Source organism: Thermomonospora sp. CIF 1, assembly GCF_001896795.1.
GTDB lineage: Bacteria > Actinomycetota > Actinomycetes > Streptosporangiales > Streptosporangiaceae > Thermomonospora > Thermomonospora curvata.
Window position 1 is genome coordinate 31,447 of record NZ_MOYN02000013.1, and the last position, 26,154, is coordinate 57,600.

Annotated in this window: 19 protein-coding genes and 2 tRNA genes; 7 read left to right on the forward strand and 14 right to left on the reverse strand. The window is 71.7% G+C overall.

From position 1 onward, the window contains the following. Positions 1-44: 44 nt before the first annotated feature. The 3 genes from BUE48_RS06165 to BUE48_RS06175 are packed head-to-tail and all read right to left on the reverse strand — an operon-like array spanning position 45 to position 5,523. The gene (locus BUE48_RS06165) at positions 45-2,717 is read right to left on the reverse strand and encodes a hypothetical protein (RefSeq protein WP_012851611.1); all 2,673 of its coding nucleotides are present in this window, start codon (positions 2,715-2,717) and stop codon (positions 45-47) included. A gap of 12 nt (positions 2,718-2,729) precedes the next feature. Beyond that, a complete protein-coding gene (locus BUE48_RS06170) occupies positions 2,730-3,779 on the reverse strand; it encodes a hypothetical protein (protein WP_012851612.1) in 1,050 nt (349 codons plus the stop codon). Positions 3,780-3,786: 7 nt separating this feature from the next. Continuing rightward, complete coding sequence (locus tag BUE48_RS06175) at positions 3,787-5,523, reverse strand: amino acid adenylation domain-containing protein (RefSeq protein WP_286989259.1); 1,737 nt, start codon at positions 5,521-5,523, stop codon at positions 3,787-3,789. Between the two features lie 626 nt (positions 5,524-6,149). Here BUE48_RS06175 and BUE48_RS06180 point away from each other — a divergent pair. Further along, entirely contained in the window at positions 6,150-7,832 is a 1,683-nt protein-coding gene (locus BUE48_RS06180; protein ID WP_286989261.1) for a DUF4407 domain-containing protein, read from the forward strand. Positions 7,833-7,980: 148 nt separating this feature from the next. Beyond that, positions 7,981-9,612 carry a protein kinase domain-containing protein gene (locus BUE48_RS06185; protein WP_012851615.1) on the forward strand — a complete coding sequence of 544 codons (1,632 nt, stop codon included), beginning with the start codon at positions 7,981-7,983 and terminating at the stop codon, positions 9,610-9,612. Positions 9,613-9,628: 16 nt separating this feature from the next. On the opposite strand, the gene BUE48_RS06190 is transcribed toward BUE48_RS06185, so the two are convergent. Further along, a complete protein-coding gene (locus tag BUE48_RS06190; protein WP_012851616.1) occupies positions 9,629-10,072 on the reverse strand; it encodes a nuclear transport factor 2 family protein in 444 nt (147 codons plus the stop codon). A gap of 30 nt (positions 10,073-10,102) precedes the next feature. Next, on the reverse strand, positions 10,103-10,981 hold the full coding sequence (locus BUE48_RS06195; RefSeq protein ID WP_041441045.1) for a TIGR03619 family F420-dependent LLM class oxidoreductase: 879 nt from the start codon (positions 10,979-10,981) through the stop codon (positions 10,103-10,105). Positions 10,982-11,203: 222 nt separating this feature from the next. On the opposite strand from BUE48_RS06195, the gene BUE48_RS06200 reads away from it, so the two are divergent. Together BUE48_RS06200 and BUE48_RS06205 are read left to right on the forward strand one after the other, a co-directional pair. Then, positions 11,204-11,929: an FkbM family methyltransferase gene (locus BUE48_RS06200; RefSeq protein WP_286989264.1), complete on the forward strand. Its 726-nt coding sequence runs from the start codon at positions 11,204-11,206 to the stop codon at positions 11,927-11,929. Between the two features lie 364 nt (positions 11,930-12,293). Further along, positions 12,294-12,599, forward strand: coding sequence for a hypothetical protein (locus BUE48_RS06205; RefSeq protein WP_012851619.1), 306 nt, complete (start codon positions 12,294-12,296; stop codon positions 12,597-12,599). Positions 12,600-12,705: 106 nt separating this feature from the next. Here BUE48_RS06205 and BUE48_RS06210 read toward each other — a convergent pair. The 6 genes from BUE48_RS06210 to BUE48_RS06235 all read right to left on the reverse strand — a co-directional run bounded on the left by BUE48_RS06210 (position 12,706) and on the right by BUE48_RS06235 (position 16,393). Next, a tRNA-Lys gene (locus tag BUE48_RS06210) sits at positions 12,706-12,778 on the reverse strand. A gap of 71 nt (positions 12,779-12,849) precedes the next feature. Next, positions 12,850-13,461, reverse strand: a complete 612-nt coding sequence (locus BUE48_RS06215) for a response regulator transcription factor (RefSeq protein ID WP_012851620.1) — start codon at positions 13,459-13,461, stop codon at positions 12,850-12,852. A 260-nt stretch (positions 13,462-13,721) separates the two neighbouring features. Beyond that, positions 13,722-13,794: transfer RNA gene (locus tag BUE48_RS06220), tRNA-His, on the reverse strand. A gap of 212 nt (positions 13,795-14,006) precedes the next feature. Next, positions 14,007-14,621 (reverse strand): oligoribonuclease, encoded by a 615-nt coding sequence (gene orn / locus BUE48_RS06225; protein WP_012851621.1) that lies wholly within the window; start codon positions 14,619-14,621, stop codon positions 14,007-14,009. 46 nt (positions 14,622-14,667) lie between these two features. Beyond that, complete coding sequence (locus BUE48_RS06230; RefSeq protein WP_286989268.1) at positions 14,668-15,720, reverse strand: DUF2510 domain-containing protein; 1,053 nt, start codon at positions 15,718-15,720, stop codon at positions 14,668-14,670. Positions 15,721-15,763: 43 nt separating this feature from the next. Then, positions 15,764-16,393: a pyridoxamine 5'-phosphate oxidase family protein gene (locus BUE48_RS06235; protein WP_041441048.1), complete on the reverse strand. Its 630-nt coding sequence runs from the start codon at positions 16,391-16,393 to the stop codon at positions 15,764-15,766. Positions 16,394-16,547: 154 nt separating this feature from the next. Here BUE48_RS06235 and pdxR point away from each other — a divergent pair, with 154 nt between their 5' ends. Further along, positions 16,548-17,954 (forward strand): MocR-like pyridoxine biosynthesis transcription factor PdxR, encoded by a 1,407-nt coding sequence (gene pdxR / locus BUE48_RS06240; protein WP_245536996.1) that lies wholly within the window; start codon positions 16,548-16,550, stop codon positions 17,952-17,954. A 19-nt stretch (positions 17,955-17,973) separates the two neighbouring features. Here the strand turns inward: pdxR and BUE48_RS06245 are convergent, their stop codons facing one another. Next, positions 17,974-18,603, reverse strand: coding sequence for a hypothetical protein (locus BUE48_RS06245; protein ID WP_012851625.1), 630 nt, complete (start codon positions 18,601-18,603; stop codon positions 17,974-17,976). 509 nt (positions 18,604-19,112) lie between these two features. On the opposite strand from BUE48_RS06245, the gene BUE48_RS06250 reads away from it, so the two are divergent. Further along, positions 19,113-20,192 carry a phosphotransferase family protein gene (locus tag BUE48_RS06250; protein ID WP_012851626.1) on the forward strand — a complete coding sequence of 360 codons (1,080 nt, stop codon included), beginning with the start codon at positions 19,113-19,115 and terminating at the stop codon, positions 20,190-20,192. Between the two features lie 189 nt (positions 20,193-20,381). Here the strand turns inward: BUE48_RS06250 and BUE48_RS06255 are convergent, their stop codons facing one another. Together BUE48_RS06255 and BUE48_RS06260 are read right to left on the reverse strand one after the other, a co-directional pair. Beyond that, entirely contained in the window at positions 20,382-22,013 is a 1,632-nt protein-coding gene (locus BUE48_RS06255) for an RNA polymerase sigma factor (RefSeq protein WP_012851627.1), read from the reverse strand. Positions 22,014-22,207: 194 nt separating this feature from the next. Continuing rightward, positions 22,208-24,652 (reverse strand): substrate-binding and VWA domain-containing protein, encoded by a 2,445-nt coding sequence (locus BUE48_RS06260; protein WP_012851628.1) that lies wholly within the window; start codon positions 24,650-24,652, stop codon positions 22,208-22,210. Positions 24,653-25,067: 415 nt separating this feature from the next. On the opposite strand from BUE48_RS06260, the gene BUE48_RS06265 reads away from it, so the two are divergent. Further along, positions 25,068-26,120 carry an endonuclease/exonuclease/phosphatase family protein gene (locus BUE48_RS06265; protein ID WP_286989272.1) on the forward strand — a complete coding sequence of 351 codons (1,053 nt, stop codon included), beginning with the start codon at positions 25,068-25,070 and terminating at the stop codon, positions 26,118-26,120. Positions 26,121-26,154: the final 34 nt, after the last annotated feature.

Below are 26,154 nucleotides of genomic sequence, written 5' to 3' on the forward strand. Positions count from 1 at the left end.
GGCGGAATATTTCCCGGTGTCTGGGGTCATGGGTGGAAAAGGGTTCACTGCGCCGGCCCCTGAGCTGTCTCACCCTGGCCGCGTTTCAGCCGCCGCAGCAGCTTTCCGGAATCTGGGTTCTCCTTGGCGTGGGCGCCGCGGCCGCGGCCCCGCGAGCGCTTCTTGCCGAGCAGTTCATTGAGAGCCTTCACCAGGGATGCGACCTGCTGGTGATTTTTATCATCGTCGAACACCCGCCCCTTGGTGAAGGCATTGAGTTTCTGCAGGCGGCGGTTCTCATCGGACATCCGTTCCATGATCCTTCGCAGGTAGGCCCGCTGGAAGTCCGCCGCCGGCACGTTCGGTTCGAACCGTCCGGTGCTGAGGTATTCAATGAGAGCGTCCGCCCACTGCTGGCCGGTGATGCCGCTGCCGTGCCATTGCTGAATCCGAAGAGGCAGGCGTTCGACGACCTCTACCGCGACATCGGAATTGACGAGCAAGTGCTTTTGGGACAGCAGGGCGTAGGTGGTCTCCGGGTGCTCACTTCTTTGGAACATCTCCACGATGAAGTCGAGGGCCTGCTGAGCATGCTTCCTGTCCAGGGCGGGCGACTGTCCGGGCACGGCGGGAGGGGCGCCGTCTTGAGGCGGGAGGACCTGGGTCTTGTCCGGGGCGGAGCGCGAGGGCGCCTCTTGCCGCCACTCGGTGTCCCACGGCTCGTGAAGGCGACCATGCTCGAGGGCGTAGCGTATGGCCGGAACGCTCAACAGCCCGAGTTCGTCCAGCAACCGGCGCACGTCCTCGAACCGGTTCGGTCTGTCCTGCCATGATTGGTGGCGCAGGCAGTCGGCAAGCCCTTCGACCATCCGCTCCTTGTCGGCCCAGGGACGCTCCCAGGCAAAGGAGAAGGTTCCCTGGTAGTCCCTCCATTCCTGGGGGGGAACGTCCGTGATCCAGCGGGGTTGACGGTCCGCCGCCAGCAGCATGACGTCGACCGCCGCCTGAGTCACCGGATCCTTCGGCTCTAGCAGCCACAGCTCCTTGCCCCAGTGAACATTGTCGATGGGGCCGGTGTGCTGCTGGCGGATGAACCACTGGAGAAAGGCTTCGCCGACATAACGGAATTTGCGGCACTGATCGGCGATGTTCAGCATCAGCAGCAGGGAGCCGATGCCGTAGCCGGCCAGGAGCGCCACCTCGTCAATGGAGATGTCCTCGAAGTCGTGCGGGTCGGCCAGCCGGGTGACGAGCGTCCTGAGCTCTTCGGGGAGCCGGTCTTGGACCCAGACGAACGCGCTTTGAAACTCCGCCCCTCCGCTTCCGGCGAGCAGTTCGGCGATCAGCGCGAGCATGAGGGGGACGTCGCCGTCCAGGATCTGCTGGGTGTGCGGCAGGCCGGCGAGGTCATGCCCCGAACCGGTGAGGAGCAGGCGGGCCGCTCGGGCCAGCCGCCGGCCGGACGGCTCCGGCTGGGGAGGTCTCGGCCGGGCCCGGAGCACCTGCGCCAAGAAGTCGTCCACCTCGTGCCGGCGCAGGTGCGACAGCAGGTCGTACAGCGGGCGGTCCTCCTCCAGCCCCAGCGTCCGGTCGGACATGCCGACCACGGGTCCGTCCTCTTCCAGCCACAGCAGCCGGGAGATCATCCCGATCAAGGGCTGCCGCCACGGCTCCCATCCGGTGCGCTCAAGGACCTTCGGCAACCACCGGGTGACGCGGAGCAGGTCCTGCCGGTCCGGCTCCGGGAGACGGAGGATCCCGCGCAGGCACGCCTCCGCCTCCTGGGGGGCCAGGTCGTCGCCGTCGAGCCAGTTCCGCAGCTCCTGCGGGGAGGCGGTGCCGTGCGGGAGCATCCGCCGCCGCTCCAGCCGGGCCTTGACCTTGTGCAGGGCGCGGACCGCTTCGCCGGCCTCGTCGAAACGGCGTGCCTCGGTCTCCTTGGCCAGATGCGCGATGACCTCGGCCGGACCGTGCTCGTGCAGCAGCCGCCGCAGATCCCGCAGGTAGGCGTCCTGGGGGACGTCGATGTGCGGATGCCCCAGCCAGGGCAGATGGGTGGTCTGCGGGTCGGCGGAACGCCGGGAGAAAAACAGCCGCAGCTTGTGCTGGGTGGCGCTGTTGGCCCAGGTGGTCGCGGTGAGCTTGGCGCGGTAGCCGTACGGCAGCAGCGCGGCGGTGACGTCGAGATACCGCAGCCGGTCCTTGAACGAGGCCTGTTCGGCCTGGGTCAGGCAGACGCGCCTGCCCTGGAGCAGCGAGGAGAGAACGGCGGTGAGCACCGGATCGGCGGCGTCCGGCTCTTTCAGGTCCTTGGCTATGACCGCCGGGTCCAAGGGCCGGACCGAGACCTCGAACGGCTGACCGTGCCCGGTCTCGGGGAGGGGGAGCGCGGACAGCTCCTGGTAGAGGTCGCAATAGGAGACGGGCTGCTCGGCCAGCGACGCATAAGGGAAGGCGAAGAAACGGGTCGGCGCGATCTTGCGGCCGGCGCCGTCGTAGTTCTCTGAGATGTTCTGGATGGCCATCCCAAGGTAGGGCTGCTGGGCGACGTCCCACGCGCCGACGGTGACCCGGGGCAGCGCCTTGTCCCCATCGGGGGTGCCGGGGTGAAAACGGGTGATGATCGTTTTGAAATGGCTGGAACGGAGCCGGCCGTTGCTGCAGGACAGGAGGCCATAGTCGGTGGTGGCCCCCGGTTTTTCGCTCCACAGTGCCCATTCGACCGTGATCGTCGCCATGGCGTCGCGCTCCTATCGTCTGGTCACCTGACCAAGCCACAGCAAGGGCTCAAGGACGTTGATCGGGTGGATGTCGCCCCGGATCGTGTACTCCCCCGGCTGCGTCGGATGCGGGATCACATTCTGGAAACTGGAGGCCTGGAAACGGGTCGCCGTCGGGCTCAGGTAGAAACCCACCGCCGAGGTGGCGAAGTAACGCACCCGCTCCGGGGCGAAGGACGTCTTGATCGCGTCGTGGACCTGCAGGGCGCTGCGGGTCGGCGACAGGTGGCACAGCTCCCGGAACAGGTCCTCGGCCTTGTCCTCGCGGACCCGGGGGAACAGGTACGGGTCGTCGGGGTCGAAGGTGAGGTACCCCCGTCTGTGGGCGGTGTGGAAGACCTTGGGGGAGTCCAGTTTGGTGATGCAGACGGCCAGATAGTGGGGCAGGTGCCGGCCGGCGAGCCGGCCGTTTTGCATGCAGCGGTGGGTGACGTTCTGCAACGCCTGCTGGAAGTAGTGGAACTCGTCGCCGTCCTTGTTCTCCCGGAGCGGGTCGAACAGGTAGACGATGCCGTCGCATTCGGTGAGGTGGTTGACCAGCCTGTCGAACGCGTCGCCGGACTCGCCCACGCTCTCGGCGGGGTCGTCGAAGTCCAGCTCGATGTCTTCCAGCTCTTCGCTGATCTCCTCCGCCCGGTCCTTCTCCTTTCCCCTGAAGAGCCGTCCGGAGGCATCGATCAGATCCAGCTGGAAGTGCAGCGGGACGGACTCGGTGCGTTTGCGCCAGCGGTGTTTGACGACCCGCTCGGTCTCCCCCATGATCGTCCAGCTGTACTCCTGGATGCCCTCGGTCTTGCTGGGGAAGCGCCGTTCCTTGGTCAGGATCTGGGTGTTGTCGACCAGGAAGTCCACCGAGGGCTGGTCCACCCCGATGATGTTCCACTTGCCCTGGCTCTGGTTGGCCGCCACGTAAAGGGCGGCCAGGAAGGTGGTCTTGCCGCTGCTGGTGGCCCCCCACAGCCCGATCTTGGCCATCTTCGTCACGGGTGCGCCGGGGCGGTTCATCGCTTCAAGGCTCATGGTCACCTCAACCTTCGGAAACCGGCAGCGGGAAGGCCAGCCGGCCGGATTCGGGGACGACGATCTGCGTTTTGGCGGCGAGCCGGTGCGCGTCGGTGATGTCCAGCCGGAGCAGGGCGTCGCCGCCGATCCGCCGCCAGGCGGGTGTCAGATGCTCGGCGGAATCCAGCACGGCCACGCTCAGCAGCCCGGGGCGCTGCCGGATGCGGCGCAGCTGGGCCTGCCAGTCGTGTTCGTGCGGGCAGGACAGCAGCCCGCTGGGGTCCTCGCGCGGAGGGTGCGGCGGCCGCCGGCCGAAGGTCACCAGCACGACCTTGCGCCGGGGCGGGATCGTGGCCAGCCGTTTGGCGACCAGGTGCAGGGCGTCCTCGACCGGCGAGGCGGGGATGCGGTCGGAAGGGGCCGGACGCAGCCGTTCCAGAGCCTCCAGCGCGGTGGCGGGCCGGGTCAGCCACTTGCCCTGCAGCACCTTGGCCTGCTCGGCCTCCATGCGGAAGTCATGGCGGCCGTAGCCGATCACGGCCACCCGCAGCCGGTCGGTCTCCGGCAGCCGGCGGGCGGCCAGCTTGATGAAGTCGGCCGCCAGGCGGCGGCGGGCGGTCAGGCCGTCTTCGCACAGGTCCAGCAGGCAGATCAGGTCCAGTTCGGTGATCTGGGGGGCGAGCCGGTCGGGCAGCGTGGCCACCAGCGCCGACCAGGGCCGGTGCTCGGGGGTGACCCCGGCGGGTTCGAGGAAACGGATCCGGCCCTCTCCGGCGAGCACCGCGCGCAGCCGGTGCTCGCCTTCGCCCAGGTGCACGGAGCCGACCTGCAGTGCGCGGGGGCCGTCGTCCCGCCAGGCGACCACGGCCAGCACGATGCCGTCGGGATGGGGATGCACGCACCGGATGGTCAGGCTGCGCTCGGCGCCGGCCCGCTCGCCCCGGGAGAACAGCCGGATGCCGTCCAGGAACATCCGGCCGGTGCGCCGGTCCTTTCGGGCCACCACCAGTTCCAGGTGGTCGCGCAGCGGCAGGGCGGCCATCGCCTCGGCGATGAGCGCATCGACGTCGGCCCCGTTCAGCCTGCTGACCGGGGTCTGGGCGCGGCCCTGCAGCAGCATGGTCAGCGCCCGCTCCGGCACCGGCCAGCCCGGTGCGGTGCACACCGGCAGGATCCGGGAACCCTCCAGCGGCGGCAGCCGCTGGGCCAGGGCGCGTTCCAGCCCCGCCCACAGCCTGACCCGGTCCACCCCGCCCAACCCCCCGGCGAGCCGGAACTGCAGCTCTTCGGCGGACCCGCTCGCCAGCATGGGCACCAGGACCTGCCAGGGCACGGTGCGGCGCCGTCGCGCCTGCGGCAGGCCGAATCCGTCCACCCCGACGACGGTCACGGCGATCCCGTCCCGGCCGGCCTCGACGATGCTCAGCCGCCCGTCATCGAGGGCCTCGTCCAATGTCCGGCTGAGGCGGTCACGGAACTCCTCGGCGGAGTCGGTGTCGACGCGGGCCTGCCGGCGGGCCATCACCCACTCGGTGTCGCTGGGGCGCTTGCCGCGGATGTAGGGCAGGTCCTGGCCCTCTACGGGGGAGATGCGGGCGGCGGCGATCGCGTCGAACAGCCGCTGGGCGTCCTCTATGCGCTGTTCTTGGACCAGGGTGGGGGTGCCGGGGGGAGGGGGCTGCCAGCCGCACTCCTCGCACGGTTCGTCCTTTCCCGTGGGCGCGAAGCACACCGGGCAGGGGACCTGCTCATGACGAGGCATAGGGCGTCCTCATGCGCTGAGGCACTCACCGGGGAGTGCGGCTCGTACGGGAACGGCTCTGGGGTGCCGGCATCCACAGGGACATCGGGCTTCCGCCCGGCCGGGTGCGGCCCGGGCACCGAAGGCCCGCGCCCCGGGCCTCGGCCGGTCTGCGGGCTGGGGACGAGGGGCGCCTTGGGGCGGTGACCGCAGATCACCGCCGATGTTATGGGCGGTCCCCATGTCAGGGCATGTCAAAAGAGACCCGCCATATACGACCCGTGAGACCATACATAATCGGACATGTGATTGTAATTGCCCCCATGGGTCACCGCTCGTATCGACAGGCCTCTGAGTAGGGATGGTACAACGGGCTGACAGGCGGTTTTGAGTATTTTGACACATAGAGCACCTGATGTCGGTTTGTTCAGGTGTTGTGACCGGGCGTGTTCCGCCGCTGGTCGTTTCGGGGGTCGTGGCGGAGACGCTCCCGGATCCGTGCGGGACTTTGCGCGCCAAGGCTCTCTTTTTTGTGTCAATCCTCGCGTAGTCTCCGTTCAGGACATGATGCCGCCGAGTTCACCCGGACACCCTGGCCGCATTCGGACGGATGGACGATCAAAGGCCGACAACACGGGGGGAGTTGCTTGAAGAACATCCTGGTGTGGCTTTCCAGCGCTCGTGAGGACGTCCTGGAAGACAGCCCCGGCGACAGGCCCAAGTACATCGGCATCGGCAGCGCCATCGTGATCACCGGCACGATCGCCGGTGTCGCCATGACCTATGCCCTGGCCAGCGCGGTGAAGGCGTCGCTTTGGGTGGCCGTGCCCTTCGGCGTGGCCTGGGCGGTGGGCATCATGCTGCTGGACCGCTGGCTGGTGGCCACCATCCAGCGCGGCTCCTGGGTGCAGAACATCCTCACCACGGTGCCCCGGCTGCTGCTGGCCGTGCTGCTCGGCCTGGTGATCTCCACTCCCCTGGTGCTCCGCATCTTCGAGCCGGAGATCGTCGCGGAGATCTCCCGGATGCAGCAGGAGAAGGCCGACGCCTTCCAGCGGCAGCAGCGGGAAGGGGACGTCGGCAGGGACATCGCCGCGCTGACCGCCCAGCGCGATGAGCTGCAGAGGATCATCGCCAGCGGCGGCGACGCCCCCAGCGACCCGGAGGCCGACCCTGAGATCCGCGGTCTGCGCGCGCAGCTCAAGGAGGCCGAGACCGCCCGGGACGAGGCCGTCAAGAAGCTGGACTGCCAGCTGTATGGGCCGTGCAAGCCCACCGGGCCGGGGCCGCTCGCCGACGCCGCCCGCCGGGAGCTGAACCTCGCCGAGGCGCGGATCAAGACGATCGACGGTCAGATCGAAAAGCGCAAGCGGGAGCTGAACGCCAACGACGAGGCCAGCCGCGCCCAGCGGGTCGCCGACGCCAAGGCGGCGCTGCCCGGCGTGCAGCGCAGGCTGGAGGATCGCATCCGCCAGCAGGAGAGCCTGCGCCGGCAGTTCGAAGAGCGTCAGCGCAACGCAAACGGCCTGCTGGCCAGGATCGAGGCGCTGGACCGGCTGTCGGAGCGCGACAGCTCCATGGGGCGGGCCCACCGGCTGCTGATCCTGCTGTTCACCGCCATCGAGATCCTGCCGGTGCTGGTCAAGCTGCTGATGCTGTTCGCGCCGGAGAACAACTACGAGCGGATCCTCAAGGACAGGGAACGCGAGGAGCTCCTGCGCGCCCAGGTCAAGAGCCGCGCCGGCGCGGATGGGCAGGCCCTCAGCGATGACATCCTCAAGCTGTGGGGGATGCCCCCCGACCCACCGGGATCGGAAGGGGGAGAGGCGCCGCCCAAGCCGACCACCCCGATGCCCGACGGTCCGGCGCCGGCGCAGACAGGCGGCCGTCTTCCCGAGGAGGGCTACCCCTCGGAGGACTCCAGGCGGCTGATGGAGATGCCCGACGCCAACGTGCGCGGCTACGACGGTGAGCGGCTGGACTTCGGTGACGGCGCTTTCGAGGACGGCCGGCGGGACGACCTCGACGACTGGAAGGAGACGTCCCCGGGCGGCTGGGAGGAGGGAACCGCCGCCGACCGGAGGGCCGGCGCCGCCTCCGACGGGTGGAGCGACGATCCCGGCGACGACGAGGGCCGGAGGGCGGAGCCCGCTTCGGGGGTCTGGGACTCCGTTCCCTTCTCGGGCGGGCGAGAGGACGGCGCCGCCGGTTCCCCGCGGTCGGTGACCGACGATTTCGCCGATCCGCGGGCGGCCGCCGCGTCCGACTCCAGGCGACCGGACTCGTCCGGAGGCGACGAGGGGGACCGTCTGCTGAAGTTCGACGACTGAATCCCTCGCCCGCCGTGGCCGTCCGGCCCGGTGAACCCTTGCAACACGTGGTCTTGGGCGCCGAAGACGGGCCCGGGCGGTGTCCGAGGCCATGACATTGCAGGTCACGGCAGCTCGGGAGCGCGAGGAACGACGTGGGAGTGTCCAGGTGACGGGTCAGTTCGGCGGCGGCCGCTTCGACCGGATCCGCAAGCTCGGCGAAGGAGGCATGGGCAGTGTCTGGTTGGCCTGGGACCGCAAGCTGGAACGCAAGGTCGCCATCAAGCAGCTGCGCACCGATCTGCTGACCCCGCAGGGCAAGCCGCTGATCACCCCCGCCCGGGTGCTCCGGGAGGCACGGGCGATCTCCCGGCTGCAGCACCCCAACATCGTGCAGATCCTGGACCTCATCGAGGCGCCCGGCGAACCGCTGCTGATCATGGAGTATGTGGCCGGCGAGCCGCTGTCGGAGCTCATCGAGCGCCGGCCCGCCCTGACCGAGCTGCAGGCCGCCGAGATCGGGCTGGCCGTGCTGGACGCCCTCACCGCCGCGCACGCCCAGCAGGTGCTGCACCGCGACGTCAAACCGGGCAACATCCTGATCAAACGGGCCACCGTGCACAGGGAGACGCTGTCCCAGCGGGTCCGCTTGATCGACTTCGGCAACGCCGCCATCGAGGACTACCGGGTGACGACCAAGAGCATCCTGGTCGGCAGCCTGTGGTACATGGCTCCGGAGCGGTTCAACGGGCAGACCGGCGCGCCGTCCGACCTGTGGTCGCTGGGGGTGACGCTCTACCAGGCGGTGGAACGGCGGCTGCCGTTCCCGGGGGAGCAGATGCAGCAGGTCATCCACGCTCTGATCAACGAGGAGCCCGCTCCGCTGACGCCGGGGCGGCTGCTGGCCCCCGTGATCACCGGGCTGCTGGTCAAGGACCCCGACCGCCGGCTGGAGGCCGCGCAGGCCCGCGACATGCTCGTAGAGATCATCGAGACGGAGCGCGCCCGGCGGCGGCCGCGTCCCGTGCGGCCGGAGGGCGGGGGCGAGCCGCGGAGCACGCCTCACCCGCAGGGCACGGCGCCCGGGCCGCAGCGCCCCGCCCCGCCCCGAGAACCGGCCCCGTCGCAGCCCGAGTCGCCGCGGGGGTTCGCCGCGATCGTGGCGCACAGCCCGCAGGAGGCGGTGGCGCTGCTGCGGGAGCAGGGGCCGCGGACGGCCGCTCAGCGGCTGGACCGCTTGGCGGCGGGGTCGGATGAGGCCGTCACCGTGGTGCTCGGGGTGGGCGAGGAATTCGCCGGCGCGATGCTCGCCCACGCCCGTCCCGAAACGGCCGCGGCGGTGCTGGGGCGGATCCCCGGCGAGCAGGCCGCCCGGCTGCTGGCCGCCGTCCCGCCGGGGGCCACCGCCCCGATACTGGCGGCCTTCCCCACCGGTGATCCCGCCACGGCGCACCTGATGCGGGCACTGCCGGCGCGGGCCGCCGCCCGCATACTGAACGACCTGCCCTGGCAGCGAGTCGGTGAGCTGCTCAAACCGCTGTCACCGGCGCGCAGGGCGGAGATCTTGAGCGGGATGAGCCCTCGCCGGGCCGCCGCCGTCCTGGACCGCCTGCCGGCGGACGCGCAGCGGGCCGCCGCGCTCATCCAGCGGATCCCCGCCGACCGGGTCGGCGCGATCCTGGACCGGATGGACGCCCGGCGAGTGGCCCGCATCCTGCTGGTTCATCCCGACCGGGCGGCGCGCCTGCTGAAACTGATGGGCACGGCCGAGCGCGGTCAGGTCCTCGACCACATGGACTGATGCCCGGTGGTGGGCGTCAGGGCGCGGTGAGGGTGGCCAGGGCGCGGTCCGGTTCCCAGTGGGCGCGCAGTGAGGTGATCAGGCCGTTCTCGTCGACCGTGTAGACGATCACGCAGTCGATCGTCATGGTGGCGCCGCCGTCCAGGGTGGTGGTGATGGTGGTGACGTTGGCGCAGCAGGGGCCGTTGGCGAAGGAGTCGGTGACGCGGAAGCGCACCCGCGCCGAACCGATGTGCTCGTCCCAGAACCGGCCGATTCCCTCGTGGCCGCGGTGCCCCTTGCCCTCGGGGTCCAGCATCGAGGGGCCGACGGGGTCCTCCACGAGGGCGTCCGGGGCGAACAGGGCCAGCCACTCGTCCTTGCGCCCGGCGGCGGCCGCGGCCATGGAGCGCCGGGCCGCCCGGCGCGCCGGATGGTCGCCCTCCGGTGCCTGCCACAGCACGTCGGGGGAGTCGATCATGACTGAACTGTAACGTGTTCTCGTTTTGGGTCAAGGGTTCACCTTGGCGATCACCGATTCGGCGAACCGCTCCAGGTGCTCGATCTTCTTGGCCAGCGGCTGGGTGTCCGGTCCTTTGACATAGGGGTTGCGGAACCCGACGATCACGTCGGTGACGCCCTTGTCGGCCAGGCGTTTGACCCCGTCCACCGAATAGGCCTCGGGGGAGATCACATGGATCTCAAACGGCCGGTCGGCGGTGCCTTCGGCGGCGCGCAGCTCCGCGAGCCTGGTCAGCAGCGCATCCAGCTCGGCCGGGTCGCCGCCGCCGTGCATCCACCCGTCGCCCAGCCGGGCGGCCCGGCGCAGCGCCGCCTCGCTGTGCCCGCCGATCAGGATCGGGATCGGCTCGGTGGGCACCGGGGACATCTTCACCGGGGGCAGGTCGAAGAACTCCCCGTGGTACTCGAAGTACCCGCCTGCGGTCAGCCCGCGGACGATCTCGATGGCCTCGTCCATCCGCCTGCCGCGCCGCTCCCAGGGCACCCCCATCACCGCGAAGTCCTCCGGCCAGGGGCTGAGCCCGACGCCCAGCGCCAGCCGGTTGCCGGTCAAAAAGGCCACCGAGGAGGCCTGCTTGGCCACCAGCACCGGGGGACGGACGGCCAGTTTGAGCACGAACGGGGTGAAGCGGATCTTCGAGGTCACCGCCCCCATGGCCGCGATCAGGGAGAACGGCTCGATGAAGCTTTTGTCCTCCAGGAACTCCCGGCTGCCGTCGGCGGTGTAAGGGTAGGTGGCGTCCGATTCCCTGGGGTAGACCAGGGAGTCGGCCACGGTGAAACTCGCATACCCGGCGGCCTCGGCGGCCTGGGCCAGCGGCAGGTAGTAGGACGGGTCGGTCATGGCCTCGGCGTAGCTGAACCGCATGCCGCCGAGCATAGTAGAACCTGTTTCAATTTGATATCCCGGAAGCGGGCGCCGCCTAGAGGGCTTGAACCCCGCGCGGAGCCCGTCCGTGTTCTTCGATGGGGCCGTGCGGCCCGCCCGGAACGGACCAGCACTCGATGAGGTCGGCGAATGTTCTTGCGAGCCTGGGGTATCGCGCGATCCCTGGTGATGTACCACGGTGTGCCCGGCAGGCACCGGCGCATGCTCCGCCTGTACGGGGAGTTCCTGCGGCCCGGGGACGTCGCCTTCGACATCGGCGCCCACGTGGGCAGCCGGGTGCGCGCCTGGCGGCGCCTGGGGGCGCACGTGGTCGCGGTGGAGCCGCAGCCGGACTGCCTGCGGGTGCTGCGCCTGTTCTTCGGGCGCGACCCGGGCGTGGCCATCGTCCCGCTGGCCGCCGGGGCGCGGCCGGGACGGGCCGCGCTGGAGCTGTCCACCGCCACCCCCACGGTCTCCACGATGTCGCGCCAGTGGATCGAGGCGGTGACCACCGACCGCAGCTTCGCCCGGGTGCGCTGGGACCGCTCCGTCGAGGTCGAGGTGACCACCCTGGACGACCTCATCGCCGCCCACGGCGAGCCGGCCTTCTGCAAGATCGACGTCGAGGGTTTTGAGGCCGAGGTGCTGTCCGGGCTCACCCGCCCGCTGCGCGCCCTGTCGTTCGAGTACATCCCCTCGGCCCACGACGCCGCCCTGGCCGCCCTGGACCTGGTGGAACGCCTGGGCGCCAAGGCGGGCGGCTACCGCTACAACTACTCACCCGTCGAAACGATGCGCTTCGCCGGCGAACGCTGGGTCGACGCCGCCACCTTGGTCCGGGGCCTGGAGAAGATCCGCCCCCTGGGCCGCTCCGGCGACATCTACGCCCGCCTCCAGGACGCCCCGCCCGGAAGCCCCGGCAAGCTGCCCCTCCCGGGGGCGGAGTGAGCCTTTTCAACGCATGCGCCAAGGCACCGTGGACAGGACCCCGGTGCCGCGGCGTTCCCGCCCCCGACGTCCCCGTCGTGACCGGTGAGAACGGCGTGTTGAGAAAGGTTCAGCGGCCAGCGGTCCGTCCGGTGGGGCCTCGCCGTGTTGAGGGCCGGTTGCCCGACGTGTGATCAGCAAAAGGGCTCGGCATCCGGGCGGCATGCGGCCGGCCGAGAGAGATCCTTCAGCTCTGAGCGCACGGTGTTTTGTGGGACGCGCACTCCGGGACGACCGGCGGGGAGCGCCGAACCGCTCGATGACATGCGCATCTTGCCGGATAACCTGGCATGCGTCACGAGTCGGCCGGGGATAGGGGGTCGGTGTGACGGGTGAGGGGGACGCGCCGTCGCCGCTGCCTCCCCTGACCTCCTCCGAGCGTGAGTTCATCGAGCGCTACCTCGGCGTCATCGACCTCCTCGGCCGGATCAACCCGGCGAACGCCGAGTCCACCTACGCGGCCCTGCGCGCCGCTCAGGGCCTGGTCGGCGAGGCCAAGGGGCTGCGCGACGCGCTGGAGACCATGTTCCAGCGCGGTGAGAAGGAGGTCTTCAGCGACGACCTGGTCCGCGCGCTCAGGCAGTTGGACGGCCGGCGCCGCATAGGGCGACTCGCCCTGCCGGACGAATGACCGCCCTTCGCCGAGTGAACGGCGCAGGTGGACGGACGGGGAACAGGGTGCCCTATGACGACGCAGGGCGAACGCGACATCTTCGCGCTCGCCCTTACGAAGCGGGTGCGCCGTCAGGGAGTCGAACCCCGAACCCGCGGATTAAGAGTCCGCTGCTCTGCCAATTGAGCTAACGGCGCTTGTCGTATCGGGGGCTTGCCCCTCGCGACGTCAGGAACTTTATCAGGAGCAGGCGGAGTGCGCGAATCGGTTATCGGGATGCGGGGCTGGAGGCGCTGTCGGGGCGGGTCTCGTCGGTGCCGGCCGGGTGCAGGGCGCCCCGCCACAGGGCGATGGCGCTGGCCCGGGAGGTGACGCCGAGCTTGGCGTAGATGCGGTTGACGTGGTTCTTGACGGTCTTTTCGCTGAGGAACAGCTGGCGGGCGATCTCGCCGTTGGAGCGGCCGGTGGCGATCAGGTCCATGACCTCGGCCTCGCGGGCGGACAGGCCGTGGCGGGCGCGGCTGGCGTCGCGGAGGGCGCGGATGAGGTCCAGCGGGGTGAAGGAGCCGGGCACCAGGTGACCGCAGGCGCCGGCGTGCAGCGCCTGCCGGGCGGCCGGGTCGTCGGGCGCGGCCAGGACGAACACGCGGGCGCGCCGGCTGAGGGCGGCCAGCCGGCCCGATCCGGTGAGCTGCGAGCCCAGCAGGATCACATCCGGCCGGTGGCGTTCGGCCAGTTCCATGGCCTCAGAGCCGTCCCGGGCCTCGGCGACGACCGTGAAGTGGTCCCCGGCCGACAGCAGGGTGATCGCCTCGGCTCGGGTGCCGGGGTCGCCGTCGGCCACCAGGACCCGCAGGGGGGTCGTTCCGTGCACGCTCATCCACCCTCCGTCGTTCGGCTCGGCCAGCGCCGGAGTTGATAACGCCGGAGCATAACCCGCCGATCTTCCAGATCCAACAACGGTGGTCAGGAGACGAGTGACGGTTAAAAGTTCAACTGACAACGCCGCCGGGATCCGCGGTGCGAACGGCCGGCCCCCGGCCGCCGAAAGCGAAACGCAAGTGCGAGCGGGGAGCGGGCACGGGCCGGAAAACGCCACAGGCCCCGTCGCGTGCGATCGCGACGGGGCCTGCCCATCAGGGTGAGTGAGGGGACTTGAACCCCCGACACCCAGGACCACAACCTGGTGCTCTGCCGACTGAGCTACACCCACCACGGGGCCGGAATGACCGGCCTAGAGAAGTGTAGCGGCTTTCGAGGGGTGATCGTGCATCGACATCACCGAACCTGATTTCAGCACGTGGTCTCGGGCGGCCGAGACGACGGCCCCGGGGGTGCACGGCGCCGTGCCATCGCAGGTCACAGTCTCCTCACTGACTGCGATGCACCCGTGCCGAGCTGCGGGAGCGGAATGCCGAAAAGGGGTCACTGCGAATCCCGGGCGGTGGCGGCGACCACCTCGGCGGCCACCGCGCGGGCGGTCTCCGAGTCCGGTCCCGGCTGGGGGACGAAGATCGCCTGACGGTAGTAGCGCAGCTCCCGGATGCTCTCGGTGATGTCGGCCAGGGCGCGGTGACCGCCGGTCTTCTGCGGGCTGGCGAAGTAGGCGCGGGGGTACCAGCGCCGGGCGAGCTCCTTGATGGAGGACACGTCCACCATGCGGTAGTGCAGGTGGGCGTCCAGGGCGGGCATGTCACGGGCGATGAACGACCGGTCGGTGGCGATGGAGTTGCCGCACAGCGGCGCCTTCTTGGGGTCGCGGACGTGGGTGCGCAGGTAGGACAGCACCATCTCCTCGGCCTCGCCGACCGACACTCCGCCCGGCAGCGCGTCCAGCAGCCCGGAGACGGTGTGCATCTCCCGGACGACCTTGGACATCTGGGCGAGCGCCTCCTCGGGAGGCTTGATCACCACGTCCACGCCCTTGTCGAGGATGTTGAGCTCACTGTCCGTCACGAGGACGGCGATCTCGACCAGCGCGTCCTTGCGCAGGTCCAGTCCCGTCATCTCGCAATCGGCCCATACCAACAGGTCGTTCATGGGTTTCACCCTAATCGGCCGGGGCGGTGGCGACGCTTGGAGCGCTTCAGGGGACCTTGATCGACTCCACCACCAGCTCCAGGTCGCCTCCGTTGACATGGCTGTCGGGCATGGTCACCCACAGCACGCTGGGACGCTGCTCGGGGCCCTGATCGACCAGCACGAAGGCCACGGTCTCGGTGCGGAAGTTCCAGCCGCGGGCGGCGGCCTGCGGGAAGGAGAGCCGGAACTTCAGGTAGTGGGCCCGGTGCCCGTCGATGCTGCGCGGCTGCGACTGCAGGTCCTCGCGGATGTGGGCGGGGTAGCTGCCGGTGGGCGGCGGCTCGGTCTCCATGGCCCGGGCGAGTTCGGTGATCGCCGCCTCCAGGTCCTCGGGCCCGTCGTAGGCGATCGCCTCCGGCAGCCTGCCGGAGGCGATCGAGGCCACGTACCGGCCTCCCGTCCCGTCGTAGTCCTCCTGGACGACGGCGCTTTGGACGCGGTTGAACCCGTAGGCGCGGGCGAGGTTGTCGTCGGGATCGAGCGGCCGGGGCCGCCACCGGCCGCCGAGCCGCGGATAGGACAGCCCCGAGTCGGTGATCGTCCCGACCACCGGGGACCGGGCTGCGGGGTCGGCCGAGGGAGCGGCGGGGGAGACCGTGGGACCGGCGGGGGCCGCTTCGGGCTCCTCCCGCCCGCCGGCGATGCCGGTGGCGAACGCCGCGACCAGCACGACCAGGACGACCAGCAGCGCGCCGCCCCCGCCCAGCGCCCACAGCGGCCCGCTGCCGCCGGAGGGCGGTGCGGGCGCCGGTTCCTTGGCCGGCTGCCGGGGCAGCGGCGCCGGGGGCTCGGCCGGGGGCTCAAAGGACGGGCGGCTCAGGTTCCAGTTGGGCTGCTTCCCGCCCGGCGGCCGGGAGTCCTCGCCGGAGGGGGACGCGCCGGCGGAAGACGCCGCGGGAGCCTGCGGTCCGGCGCCGTCGTGGGCGGGCGCGGCGACGCCCGCCTCCTCGGCCGCCCGGGTGGCCTGCGTCCACTGGGCGCCGTTCCAGTAGCGCAGCAGACCGGGGGTGCCGAAGGGGTCGTGGTACCAGCCCGCCTCCGGTGTCTGGCCGCTCATGGCGCCGAGATTATGCCAACCACATCACGGTGCGGTATCCGCCTCATCGGCCCGGTATGCCCGAAGGCGGGATGCCGGGGCGCAGCAGCGGGTCGGGGATCGGCTCGCCGAACACCTGGTGCACCGGCAGGACCCCGGCCCACACGTCGAGCGCGTAATCGGCCTCCTCGTCGCGAGGCGGACCCTGGCGCACCTTGACCGACGCCTCCTCCAGCGACAGCGCCAGCACCGCGGTGGCCGCCAGCTCCTTGCGGCTGGGCCGGCGGACGATGTCCCAGCGGCCGGGGGCGAGGTGCTCGCAGATGGCGCGCAGGCCGGCCAGCCGCTCGCCGGGGTCGGTGACCGGGCGGGGCGTCCCGTAGATCATGGCGCTGCGGTAGTTGACCGAGTGGTGGAAGATCGAGCGGGCCAGCACGATGCCGTCCAGGTGGGTGACGGTCACGCAGACCTCCCGCCCGGCCGCCTCCGCCAGGCTGCGCGCCCCCGTGGAACCGTGCAGGTAGAGGGTGTCGCCGTCGCGTCCGTAGGCGGTGGGCACCACCCGCGGCGCGCCGTCCACGATGACGCCCAGGTGGCAGATCATGCCCGCGTCGAGGACCTCGTGCAGCGCACTCCGGTCCGTGCGGGCCCGCTCGCGCGCCCTGCGCAGCGTGGTGCGCTCGGTGGCCGACAGCGGACCTCCCCGCGGGCGGCGCGGAAGGGCGGGAGAAGACGCATGACCCGAAGGCCCGGGCCGGAGAGGGTTCGTCATGGCGCCTTACGCTAGGCGGGAAGTGGCCATCTCCCCAGGGCCACTTTCCGGTGTTTTCCCAAGACCACTTCGGGAGGTGGCGGCCACGGGCACCACAGCGCCGCGCGCCCAGCCGGACCTGCCGCTGTTCGTGGACCGCGCGGCGGCCGAGCCGTTGAGCGCGCAACTGGCCGCGCAGGTGCGCGCCGCCATCCGGGCCGGACGGCTGACCCGCGGGGAACGGCTGCCCTCCAGCCGGGCGCTGGCCGGTGCGCTGGGAGTCAGCCGGACGGTCGTCATGGACGCCTACACCCAGCTGTACGCCGAGGGCTGGCTGCACGGGCGGCACGGTTCGGGCACCTATGTCGCCGATGTGAGCCCCGAGGAGCCCGCCGCGGCCGGCGACGGCCCCGAGCCGGAACGGGACCGGCGGGCGGAGCCGGACGGATGCATCGACCTGCGGCCCGGGGCGCCCTGGGAGGGAGGACTGGACACGCCCGCCTGGCGGCGCGCCTGGCGGATGGCCGCCTCCGCCTCCCTGGGCGGCCGTCCCGACCCCTGGGGGCTGCCCGCGCTGCGGGAGGCGTTGTGCGAGCACATGCGGCGCAGCCGCGGCGTGACCTGCCGTCCCGGGCAGGTGGTCGTGACGCGCGGGGCGACCGGCGCGCTGGACATGCTCGCCGCCACCGTGCTGCGCCCCGGCGACCGGGTGGGCGTGGAAGAGCCCGGCTACCGGCGGGCGCGCGCGGTGCTGGCCGCCCGCGGCGCCCGCATCGTGCCGTGTCCGGTGGACGAGCACGGGCTCATCGTCGACGGCCTCCCCGACGATCTGCGGCTGATCTACACCACGCCCGCGCACCAGTTCCCGCTGGGCGGCGTGCTGCCGGTGCAGCGGCGCCAGGCGCTGCTGGCCTGGGCGCGCCGCCGCGGCGCGCTCGTCGTCGAGGACGACTACGACGGGGAGTTCCGCTACGACGTGGCGCCGCTGCCCACCCTGCATGAGCTGGACCCGCACACCGTGGTCTACCTGGGCACCATGTCCAAGCGGCTGAGCGCCGGCATCGGGGTCGGCTGGCTGGTCGCCCGCACGGAGCTGGCCGCCGCGGTCGCCGGTCGCCGCCTGGAGCTGGGCGACCGGACGGCGGCGGTGCCGCAGCAGGCCGTCCGGCTGCTGCTGCAGTGGGGTGAGCTGGACCGGCACATCCGCCGTGTCCGCGCCGAGTACGCCCGCCGCCGCGCCATGGTCGTGCAGACGTTCGCCGGGCTGCCGCTGCGCGGCACCACCGCCGGGCTGCACCTGGTGGTGGAGCTGCCCGGGGCCGTGGTCGAGCAGGTGACGGCCCGGGCCGACCGGGCGGGCGTGCTGCTGGATCCGCTCGCCGGGCACTATGCCGGGCCGCCGGCGCTCACCGGGCTGGTGATCGGCTACGGCGCCGCCCCGGCCGGCCGGCTGCGCGCCGGCTGCCTGCTCGTCCGCCGCCTGATCGAGGAGGCGATGGGCTGAGCGTGCCCGGCGCGAGGGATCAGACCGCCCCCGGGGTCAGCAGCGGCTGCGACGTCTTGGACAGGTCGTGGGCGAGCAGCCGGGACTGCCCGGCGGGCGAGATCGCCGGGGTGCGGGGCCGCGGGATCTCCACCACCGGGGTGTCCTGGCCGGTGATCCGGCGGATGTCCAGGTCCCCGGGGTCGGGCAGCATGGAGCCGGGCACCTGGGAGGCGCCGAAGTGACCGCCCTTGGCCCAGGGGCGGCGGTGCCGGTCGGCGTGGTAGGACTGGGGCGCCGGCAGCGGCGGCCCGGCCGGCCAGCGGCGGGGGATCCCCCAGCCGTCCAGCCAGCGCATGATCGCGTCCAGGCCGTTGAGCGGGCCGCTGGTGAACGGCTCGCGCACCAGCCCCACCACCATGATCTGCACGCAGGTGCGGCCCTCTCCGCGCACCGGGTCGGCCAGCAGGCAGGCGGCGCGGGTGGCGGGCAGCATCTGGATCGCCTCGCCGGTGCACGGATTCCACACCAGGTGGGCCGGGCGCCCTTCCTTGGCCAGGTCCTGGGCGGTCGAGCGGGCGGAGACCATCAGGGGGTCGCTCTCACTGGTGAACCAGACGACCCTGGGGGCACCCCCTTTCAGCTGTCCTCCGTCCAGCTGGACCGGCATGCGTCCGGCACCGGGTAGCCATGCGTCGGCCACTGCGCGTCCCCCCCAATCGGGCGATGGCCCCGAATGGTTCAATCCTTCGTTGTTAGCCGAGACTGGTCGCAAAGTCCAGGGCAGGACCGTGTCGTCGGGTTCTGCGGGTGTCAAGGGCGGTCTCGGCCCTATGGCGCTGTGAGCATGTTCGGCCCCTCATGCGTATTCGCTTCTACCCTGAAATGGTCGGAAATGGTAGGGAGTCTTCGGGGTGATGCGGAGCGCCCGGAGCGGGGGCACGGGCGTCCGTGCAGGTGAGGCCGGGACGCCGCCGGTGGAAAACTTTCCTTGGGCGTCCGAAACTGGCCAATAGATTACCTGAGTTCCCCGGAGAACGCCGCTCTCCTCCCCCCGCCCTCACGCCCGCCGACCGAGTTGCGTTCTAATAGGGCGCCATAAGCGACCACAGCAGCCGGACGTCCGGCCGGGCGCTTGGTCCGCCGGCCGTCCGGACGATCACTGAACGGAGTCGTGTCATGAGCGGTGAGCTTCCGGCCGGCGTTCCCGGTGTGGACGTGCCCCGGCTGGCCGCCTGGCTGGAGCGGACGCTGCCCGGCAGCGGCCAGATCACCGGGGTGCGGCTGATCGCCGGCGGCCGGTCCAACCTGACCTACGGGATCACACTGGCGGACGGGCGGCGGGTGGTGCTGCGCCGGCCCCCGCTGGGGCACGTGCTGCCCACGGCCCACGACATGGCCCGCGAGTACCGGGTGCTGTCGGCGCTGTCGGGCGGCAGCGGGGTGCCGGTGCCGACGCCGCTGGCGTTCTGCGACGACGAGGATGTGATCGGCGCCCGCTTCTATGTGATGGACCACGTCGAGGGCCGGGTCCTGCGCACCATGGAGGACGCCGCCGACGTCACCCCCGAGCAGGCCCGCCAATTGAGCGAGCGGCTGGCGGAGGTGCTGGCCGCCATCCACACGGTGGACGTGGAGGCCGCCGGGCTGGCCGACTTCGGCCGGCCGGCCGGATACATGGCCCGCCAGCTCAAGCGGTGGGGCCAGCAGTGGGAGCGGTCCCGGGAGGCGATCTTGGCCACCGGCGCCACCCGCGACCTGCCCGCCTACGAGCGGTTGGTGCGGCGGCTGGGCGAGCGGCTGCCCGAAAGCGGCCCCGTCGGCCTGGTGCACGGCGACTACCGGCTGGACAACGCGCTGACCCGGCTGGAGCCCCGCCCCGAGATCGCCGCGGTCGTGGACTGGGAGATGTCCACGCTCGGCGACCCGCTGTCGGACCTGGGACTGACGCTGGTGTACTGGGCGCAGGCCGACGACGAGCACCGCCTTCCGGTCGGCGCCACCGTCACCGCCGCGCCCGGCTTTTTGACCCGGCGGGAGTTCGCCGAGCGCTATGCCGAGCTCACCAAGTTCGACCTGTCGGACATCGACTTTTATGTGGCGTTCGCCTGCTACAAGCTGGCGGTGATCTTGGAGGGCATCCACGCCCGCTACCTGCAGAACGCCACCGTCGGCGAGGGCTTCGACAAGATCGGCGACGCGGTGCCGCTGCTGCTGGACCGCGCCCACCACATCCTGGACACCGGCTCGGCCTGGTAGCCGCCCGGCGGTCGCGGCGAGCACGCGGCGGGAACGGCCCCATCCGGGCGGCACCGCCGCGTGCTCACACCGGGCCGTGGAGGTCCGATGTCCGCACGGTGACGCTTCCCGGCCCGGCATGGGAGAGCACCACGGCCGGGACGGGCGCTTTGGCCCTTCGCACCCCGCCGGGAGCCCGGGAAGCGGCCGTCACGGCTGGAACCGTCCGGGGCCGGGCGGGGTCCCCGGATCTTCATCACCGGGATCGTCGGGCTCTCCGGGGTCGCCGGGATCGCCGGGATCACCGGGGTCTCCCGGGTCCGGGTTCCTGGGGAGGCAATCCCATCTGACGGTCGCGGCCCCGTTGGGAGAGAAGGCCACGGTGGCCGACCCGCTGCGCTCGCAAGAGATCGCCAGGGTGGCGGTGACACCGGTGGAACGGCCGGCGGCCAGCGTGCCGCCGCCGAAGGCGCGCACCGGGAACAGCGAGCGGACGCTCCAGCGGACCGGGCCGCCCCGCGCGGTCACCGTGATCGTGCACGACTGGGCGCCCCTCGGGATCCGGCACCCGCTGACCACCAAGGTGCCCGCAGTGGTGCGCGGCGACGGGGTGGACGGCTGCGGCGAGGGCGTGCTCGAGGCGGTCGGCGTGGCCGAGGACGGCGTCACCGTCGGTGTCGGCAGAGTCGGCGACGGGCCGTCGTCCGGGCTCGGCGACTCCTCCTCTTCCGGCTCCGGCGACTCTTCCTGGGCGGCGGTGGGCTGCGGCGTGGACCCGCCGGCGGCCGAGGAACCGCCCCCGCGGGGCAGCCACAGGAACGCCCCGGCCACCACCACGATGACCAGGACGGCGGCGGCCAGCGCCGGCAGCAGCCCCCTGCCCGGCCCTTTGCGCTCGCCCGCGGCGGCGGCCCGGCGGGAGGGGCGCTGCAGGGGCGCCGGCCAGCCCCACTCGTCGAACGGCCCGGCCTGCTCGGCGAGCACGGCCCGGGTCTCGGCGTACTGGGGGTCCAAGGCCGCGGCCAGCACCGCGCCGCGCAGCTGCGCCGGCATCAGCGCCACCGGCAGGGCCTGCAGCAGCCGCCCGGAGGCCACCCGGCGCTCGCGCTGCTCGGCGCAGATCGGGCAGCCGTCGTCCATATGGCGGCCCACCTGGCGGGCCAGCGCCGGCGGTGGGGGCCACTCCTGGCCCTCCATCAGCGCGTTCACCTCCGGGCACCGGCCCGACTGGGAGATGATCGACACCAGCAGCGCATGGTCCAGCCGGTTGCGGGCCTCCACCGCCAGCTGCGCGGTCTCGGCCTCGTCCATGCCGAGCACGGCGGCGATCTCGTCGGTGGTCAGGCCGTGCCGCAGCAGCAGGTCCAGCATCTCCCGGCGGCGGCCGCCCAGGCCGGTCAGCGACCCGTGCACCAGGCGGCGCAGCTCCATCCGGCGGTTGCGGTCGCGTTCGTCCGCGAAGACGTCCTCGACCTCCGGCGCCGGCTGCACCGGCCTGCTCTCCCCGGTGTAGGGATCGACGACCATGCCGGGGCCGGGGAGCTGCCCGTGCACGTCGGGAGTGTTCAGCCGGCGCAGGCACTCGTTGCGGACCATCGCATACAGCCAGGCGCGCAGCCGCTCCGGCTCGGCCAGGCCGCCGATGCAGACGGTGACCGCCAGCAGGGTGTCGTGCAGTGCCGCGGATGCCGCCTCCTGGTCTCGCAGCAGCGCGTGGCAGTAGTCGTACAGGCGGGCGGCGTAGGCGTCGAAGACCTGCGCCAGCGCCTCCAGTTCACCGGCGGCCAGCGCCTCGGCCAGCCGCCGGTCCTCGCTTCGGTCGAGACTCGGCCATCCGGACACTTACCCACTCCCGCGGTCACGTGAGGTCAGGTGCCACCGGCCCACTGCGCAACGCGAGACAGGGGGAGGGGGCCCGACGCCCCGCTCCCGTCGGGCCCCCTCCCCCTGTCAGGACGTCCGAGCGGCCCCGCCGGTTGACACCGTCGGTGAAGAAATCTCAGCACCGTTGTTTCGGCTCAGATCGTCCCTTTCTTTCAGTTCGCCATCCGCTTCGACAGCGCCTGCAGGAAGATCTTCTGGATCTCGTTGGGGTTCTGCGTCACGTACACATCGCCCCGGGTGACTTTGGCGATCTGCTTGAGCTCGTTGACGTCCACGCCCGGGCCGAAGCCGAGCATGATCACCTGGATCGGCCGGGTGGGGTCGATCATGCTCTCCAGTTCCCGGAGGGTCTGGCGCAGCGTGGGGCCGTCGTCGTCTTCGTTCTTGCCGTCGGTGAACAGCAGGATCGAGTTGCCGAACTCCGGCTTGTAGGTCTTGGACATGTACCGGTAGGCGGCCAGGATCGTGTCGTACAGGCCGGTGTCACCGGTCGGCTTGGGCTCGATGCGGCTCAGGCTGGACAGCAGGAGCTGACGGCGGGTGACCGAGCCGACCCGCTCGCCCAGCGGGCCCATCGGGACGATCTCCTTGTAGTCCTTGTCGCCGTCCAGCTTGGTGGAGAACACCCACTGCCCCAGCTCCGAGTCGTTGGGCAGCAGCGACAGCCCGCCCTGGGCCACCCGGGCGGTGGCCTGCATCCGGGTCAGGCCGCCGCCGACCGGCGCCAGCATCGAACCGGAGATGTCGATGATCGACAGCATCCGGATGCTCAGCGACAGCTTCGACCAGGCCTGGACCAGCTCCTGCACGGTGGCCGGCTGCGGCGTCGGCAGCAGCCGCAGCCGCTGCGGGCTCACCCCGGTGCGGGTGCCGAAGGTGCTGGGGGCCTTGCCGTCGGCGGACCGGAAGCCCAGCGCGCGCACGTCCTCGCGGGTGGGCTCGCTGTTGATCGCCTGCTCCAGCAGCCCGGCGGCCCGCTGCTTGGCCGCATCGGTGCTGACCACGGCCATCGGGTAGTCCAGGTTGAGGGTGCCCTCGGACGGATAGATCGCCACCGCCGGCTCAGAGGGGTTGCCGCGGTTGTGCGCCCACACGCTCTGCTCGTGGGTCAGCGCCATCGGGTAGCGGCCCTTGCGGTCCCTGCGGAAGGAGGCGAACTGGGCGGCCACCGAGGGGGTGGTGTTCTCCCGCATGGTCCGCGTCATGCCGGTGAAGATCGCCTCGCGGTTGGGGTCGTTGGCCAGCAGGATGTTGGCCAGCAGCAGCGAGGTCAGGCCGACGGCGTTGCGGGTGGGGTCCGGCACGAACAGCCGGACGCTGCCGGCCGGGATCACCTGGTTCTTGGTCTGCGCCCCGCCCGGCAGGGCGCCGACCGCGGCCAGCAGGTTGTCCCAGGAGGGGCTGGAGATGACGCCCTGCCGGCGCAGGCTGGCCGCCAGGGTCTGCGGCATGGCCACCACGATGGGGGTCTGCGCCAGGGAGGTCTTGGTGGGACGGACGCTGTTCTTGCCCTTCTCCGACAGGCGGACCAGCGACAGCCACGCCGAGGAGTCGGGGATCCACACATCCGGCCGGCGGTTGGTCTCGTTCTCCACGGCCTGGCCGGACAGCAGCGCGGTCAGCGACGACGGATCGGCCGAGCGGACCGCGACCTGCACGCACTTGTCGTCGACCTTGTGCTTGGCCTCGTTGAAGCGGCCGGCCATCTTGTCGGCGGCCTCCTTGATCTCCGGGGCCACCGCCACGTCCAGCTTGAGGGCGTCGTCCCCGCCGCAGCCGCCTCCGGCGCCGGCGAAGGCGTAGACGCCCACCCCCAGCAGCACCGCCAGGCCCACGGCGCCGGCCATCGGGCCGATCAGCGCGGCCAGGTTGCGCTTGCGGCGCCGCTCCCCGTAGTCGTACTCGCCGCTGCCGGACCCGCCGCCGGAGCGGCCCGATCCGCCGGAGCCGCCGCCCCGGGTGGGGCCGCCGTCGGAGCGGCTGATGGTCTCATAGGAGCCGAATCCGCCGCCGGCGAACGCGCCGCTGTCCCGCGCGCCCGGCCCTTCGGGACGGGAGGCGCCGAACGAGTCCGATGCACGGGACGCGCCGGCCCCGGGCGGCACGCTGTGCCCGCCGGTGCTGTGCGGTGACCATTCCGCGGGGCTCGGCTCTCTGGGGCCGGTGGGAGCGCTGAAGGCGCCGCTGCTTTGGGCGGACCTTCGCTCGGGGGGAGCGCTGAACCAGTCGGGGATGTCGTTTTCACCCGTTCTGCCGGGGGTTCCCCAGGCGCTGTGACCGCCGGCGGGGCTGCGTTCGCCCGGTGGGCCGTACTCCCCGGAACCGCCCGCCGGACCGCGGTCGCCATAACCGCCGTAACCTGCGGCGGGGGAGGCCCCGCCCGGCTCCTGGAAGCGGCCGGTCGGACCGCTGAGCGGATCGTCCTGCGGGCCGTAGGAGCCCGGGCCGCCCGAAGCGGGGGGCGGGCTCTGCCTTTCACGCGGGCTGAACCAGTCGGAGGATCCGCCGCCGGCCGGGCCGAACGCCGACGAAGGGTGGGCGTCGTGCCCGCCGTTGCCAGGCTCCTCCGGCAGGTCGTTGCGATGACGTCCGCTCACGGCTGTCCTCGATTCACCGAAAACCGTCCCATGCTGCCCGGCACTGTAGCGGCACCCCACAATGGTTACAAAGAGGTAAAAGTGGCGGATGTTGCACTTTGTCAGCGGATCGCCAAGGTGCTCACGGCAGCTTGTGACCTGCCGTGGATTCTTCACCTCCCTGCCGGATTGCGGGGAGTGTGCCGCTGATCACATGCCAGTTGTCGTGTGTCTGCGCCCGTCCGGTTCCTGAGGCTCGTTCCGGCATGGTACGCGCAGGGAGGGAGGATATCCGGAGTTTGCCCATATTCGTCCCGGCTTGTTTCCGGGTATGCTCTGCAGGCCCCGTAACCGATCTTGGGAAACCTTCCGCCGCCGCCGGGCGAGCCGCCGGCAAGACCGATAAGTAAGGTGCGAGCAGGGAACGGGGGCGAAGGTGGGACGAGCGAGCGGCACCTTCCGGCAGTCTGAGCCGGAACCCGGCATCTGCGAGACGGCCGGGAGCACCGCCGTTCCCGGCCGGCCCGGACGAACGGCGGGCCGCTGGCGCTCGGCCCTGGCATGGACGGCGGTGGGCTGCTGGACGGCCTGGGCGCTGGGCCGGCTGGCGGGCGCCGACCGGCTGCCCGGCGTGCAGATGCCGATCACGCCGCTGATCTCGTTCACCCCCTACGCGGCGGCCACGGCCGTGGTGCCCGTGCTGGGCGCCGCGCTGCTGCGGCACCGCCGGGCGCTGATCGCCGGCGCGCTGACCGCCGGCGTGCTGGCGGCGCTGGTGCTGCCGCGGGCCGTCGCCGCCTCCCAGCCCCCGGCCCACGGCCCCCGCCTGCGGGTGCTGACCGCCAACCTGCGGTTCGGGCTGGCCGACCCGGACCGGATCGTGGAACTGGTGCGGCACCACGCGGTGGACGTGCTGAGCCTTCAAGAACTGACCCCTAAGGCGGTGGAACGCCTCAACGCCGCCGGGCTGGGCCGCCTGCTGCCGCACGCGGTGCTCCACCCCCGGAGCGGGGCGGCAGGCAGCGGCCTGTATGCGCGGCATCCCCTCCGCGAGCTGCCCGCGCTGCCCGGCTCGGTGTTCGCCATGCCGCGGGCGGAGCTCACCCTGCCGGCCGGGCACAAGGTGGAGGTGGCCGCCGTGCACCCGCCGCCGCCCATCTCCGGCCGGGCCGTCGGCAACTGGATGCGCGACCTGCGGGCGCTGCCCGCGGCCGGCCGGCGGGGACAGCCGGTGCGGATCCTGGCGGGCGACTACAACGCCACGCTCGACCACGCCCACTTCCGGCGGGTGCTGTCCCGCGGCTACGCGGACGCGGCCGACCGGGCCGGCATGGGCCTGACGCCCACCTGGAGTTCGCCCGGCGGACGCATCCGGCTGACCATCGACCACGTGCTGGTGGACCGGCGCTGCGCCGTCCACCGGGTGCGGGTCCACGACCTGCCGGGCAGCGACCATCGCGCCGTCTTCGCCGACGTCCGCCTGCCGTAGGCTCGGGGCCGTCCGGTCGCAGAAAGGGTTGAAG

Bases quoted from the DNA above. Each gene is read 5' to 3' on its own strand.
- BUE48_RS06165 (WP_012851611.1), bottom strand. From the start codon at position 2,717: ATGGCGACGATCACGGTCGAATGGGCACTGTGGAGCGAAAAACCGGGG.
- BUE48_RS06170 (WP_012851612.1), bottom strand. From the start codon at position 3,779: ATGAGCCTTGAAGCGATGAACCGCCCCGGCGCACCCGTGACGAAGATG.
- BUE48_RS06175 (WP_286989259.1), bottom strand. From the start codon at position 5,523: ATGCCTCGTCATGAGCAGGTCCCCTGCCCGGTGTGCTTCGCGCCCACG.
- BUE48_RS06190 (WP_012851616.1), bottom strand. From the start codon at position 10,072: ATGATCGACTCCCCCGACGTGCTGTGGCAGGCACCGGAGGGCGACCAT.
- BUE48_RS06195 (WP_041441045.1), bottom strand. From the start codon at position 10,981: ATGCGGTTCAGCTACGCCGAGGCCATGACCGACCCGTCCTACTACCTG.
- BUE48_RS06200 (WP_286989264.1), top strand. From the start codon at position 11,204: ATGCTCCGCCTGTACGGGGAGTTCCTGCGGCCCGGGGACGTCGCCTTC.
- BUE48_RS06215 (WP_012851620.1), bottom strand. From the start codon at position 13,461: ATGAGCGTGCACGGAACGACCCCCCTGCGGGTCCTGGTGGCCGACGGC.
- orn (WP_012851621.1), bottom strand. From the start codon at position 14,621: ATGAACGACCTGTTGGTATGGGCCGATTGCGAGATGACGGGACTGGAC.
- BUE48_RS06230 (WP_286989268.1), bottom strand. From the start codon at position 15,720: ATGAGCGGCCAGACACCGGAGGCGGGCTGGTACCACGACCCCTTCGGC.
- BUE48_RS06245 (WP_012851625.1), bottom strand. From the start codon at position 18,603: ATGCCGGTCCAGCTGGACGGAGGACAGCTGAAAGGGGGTGCCCCCAGG.
- BUE48_RS06250 (WP_012851626.1), top strand. From the start codon at position 19,113: ATGAGCGGTGAGCTTCCGGCCGGCGTTCCCGGTGTGGACGTGCCCCGG.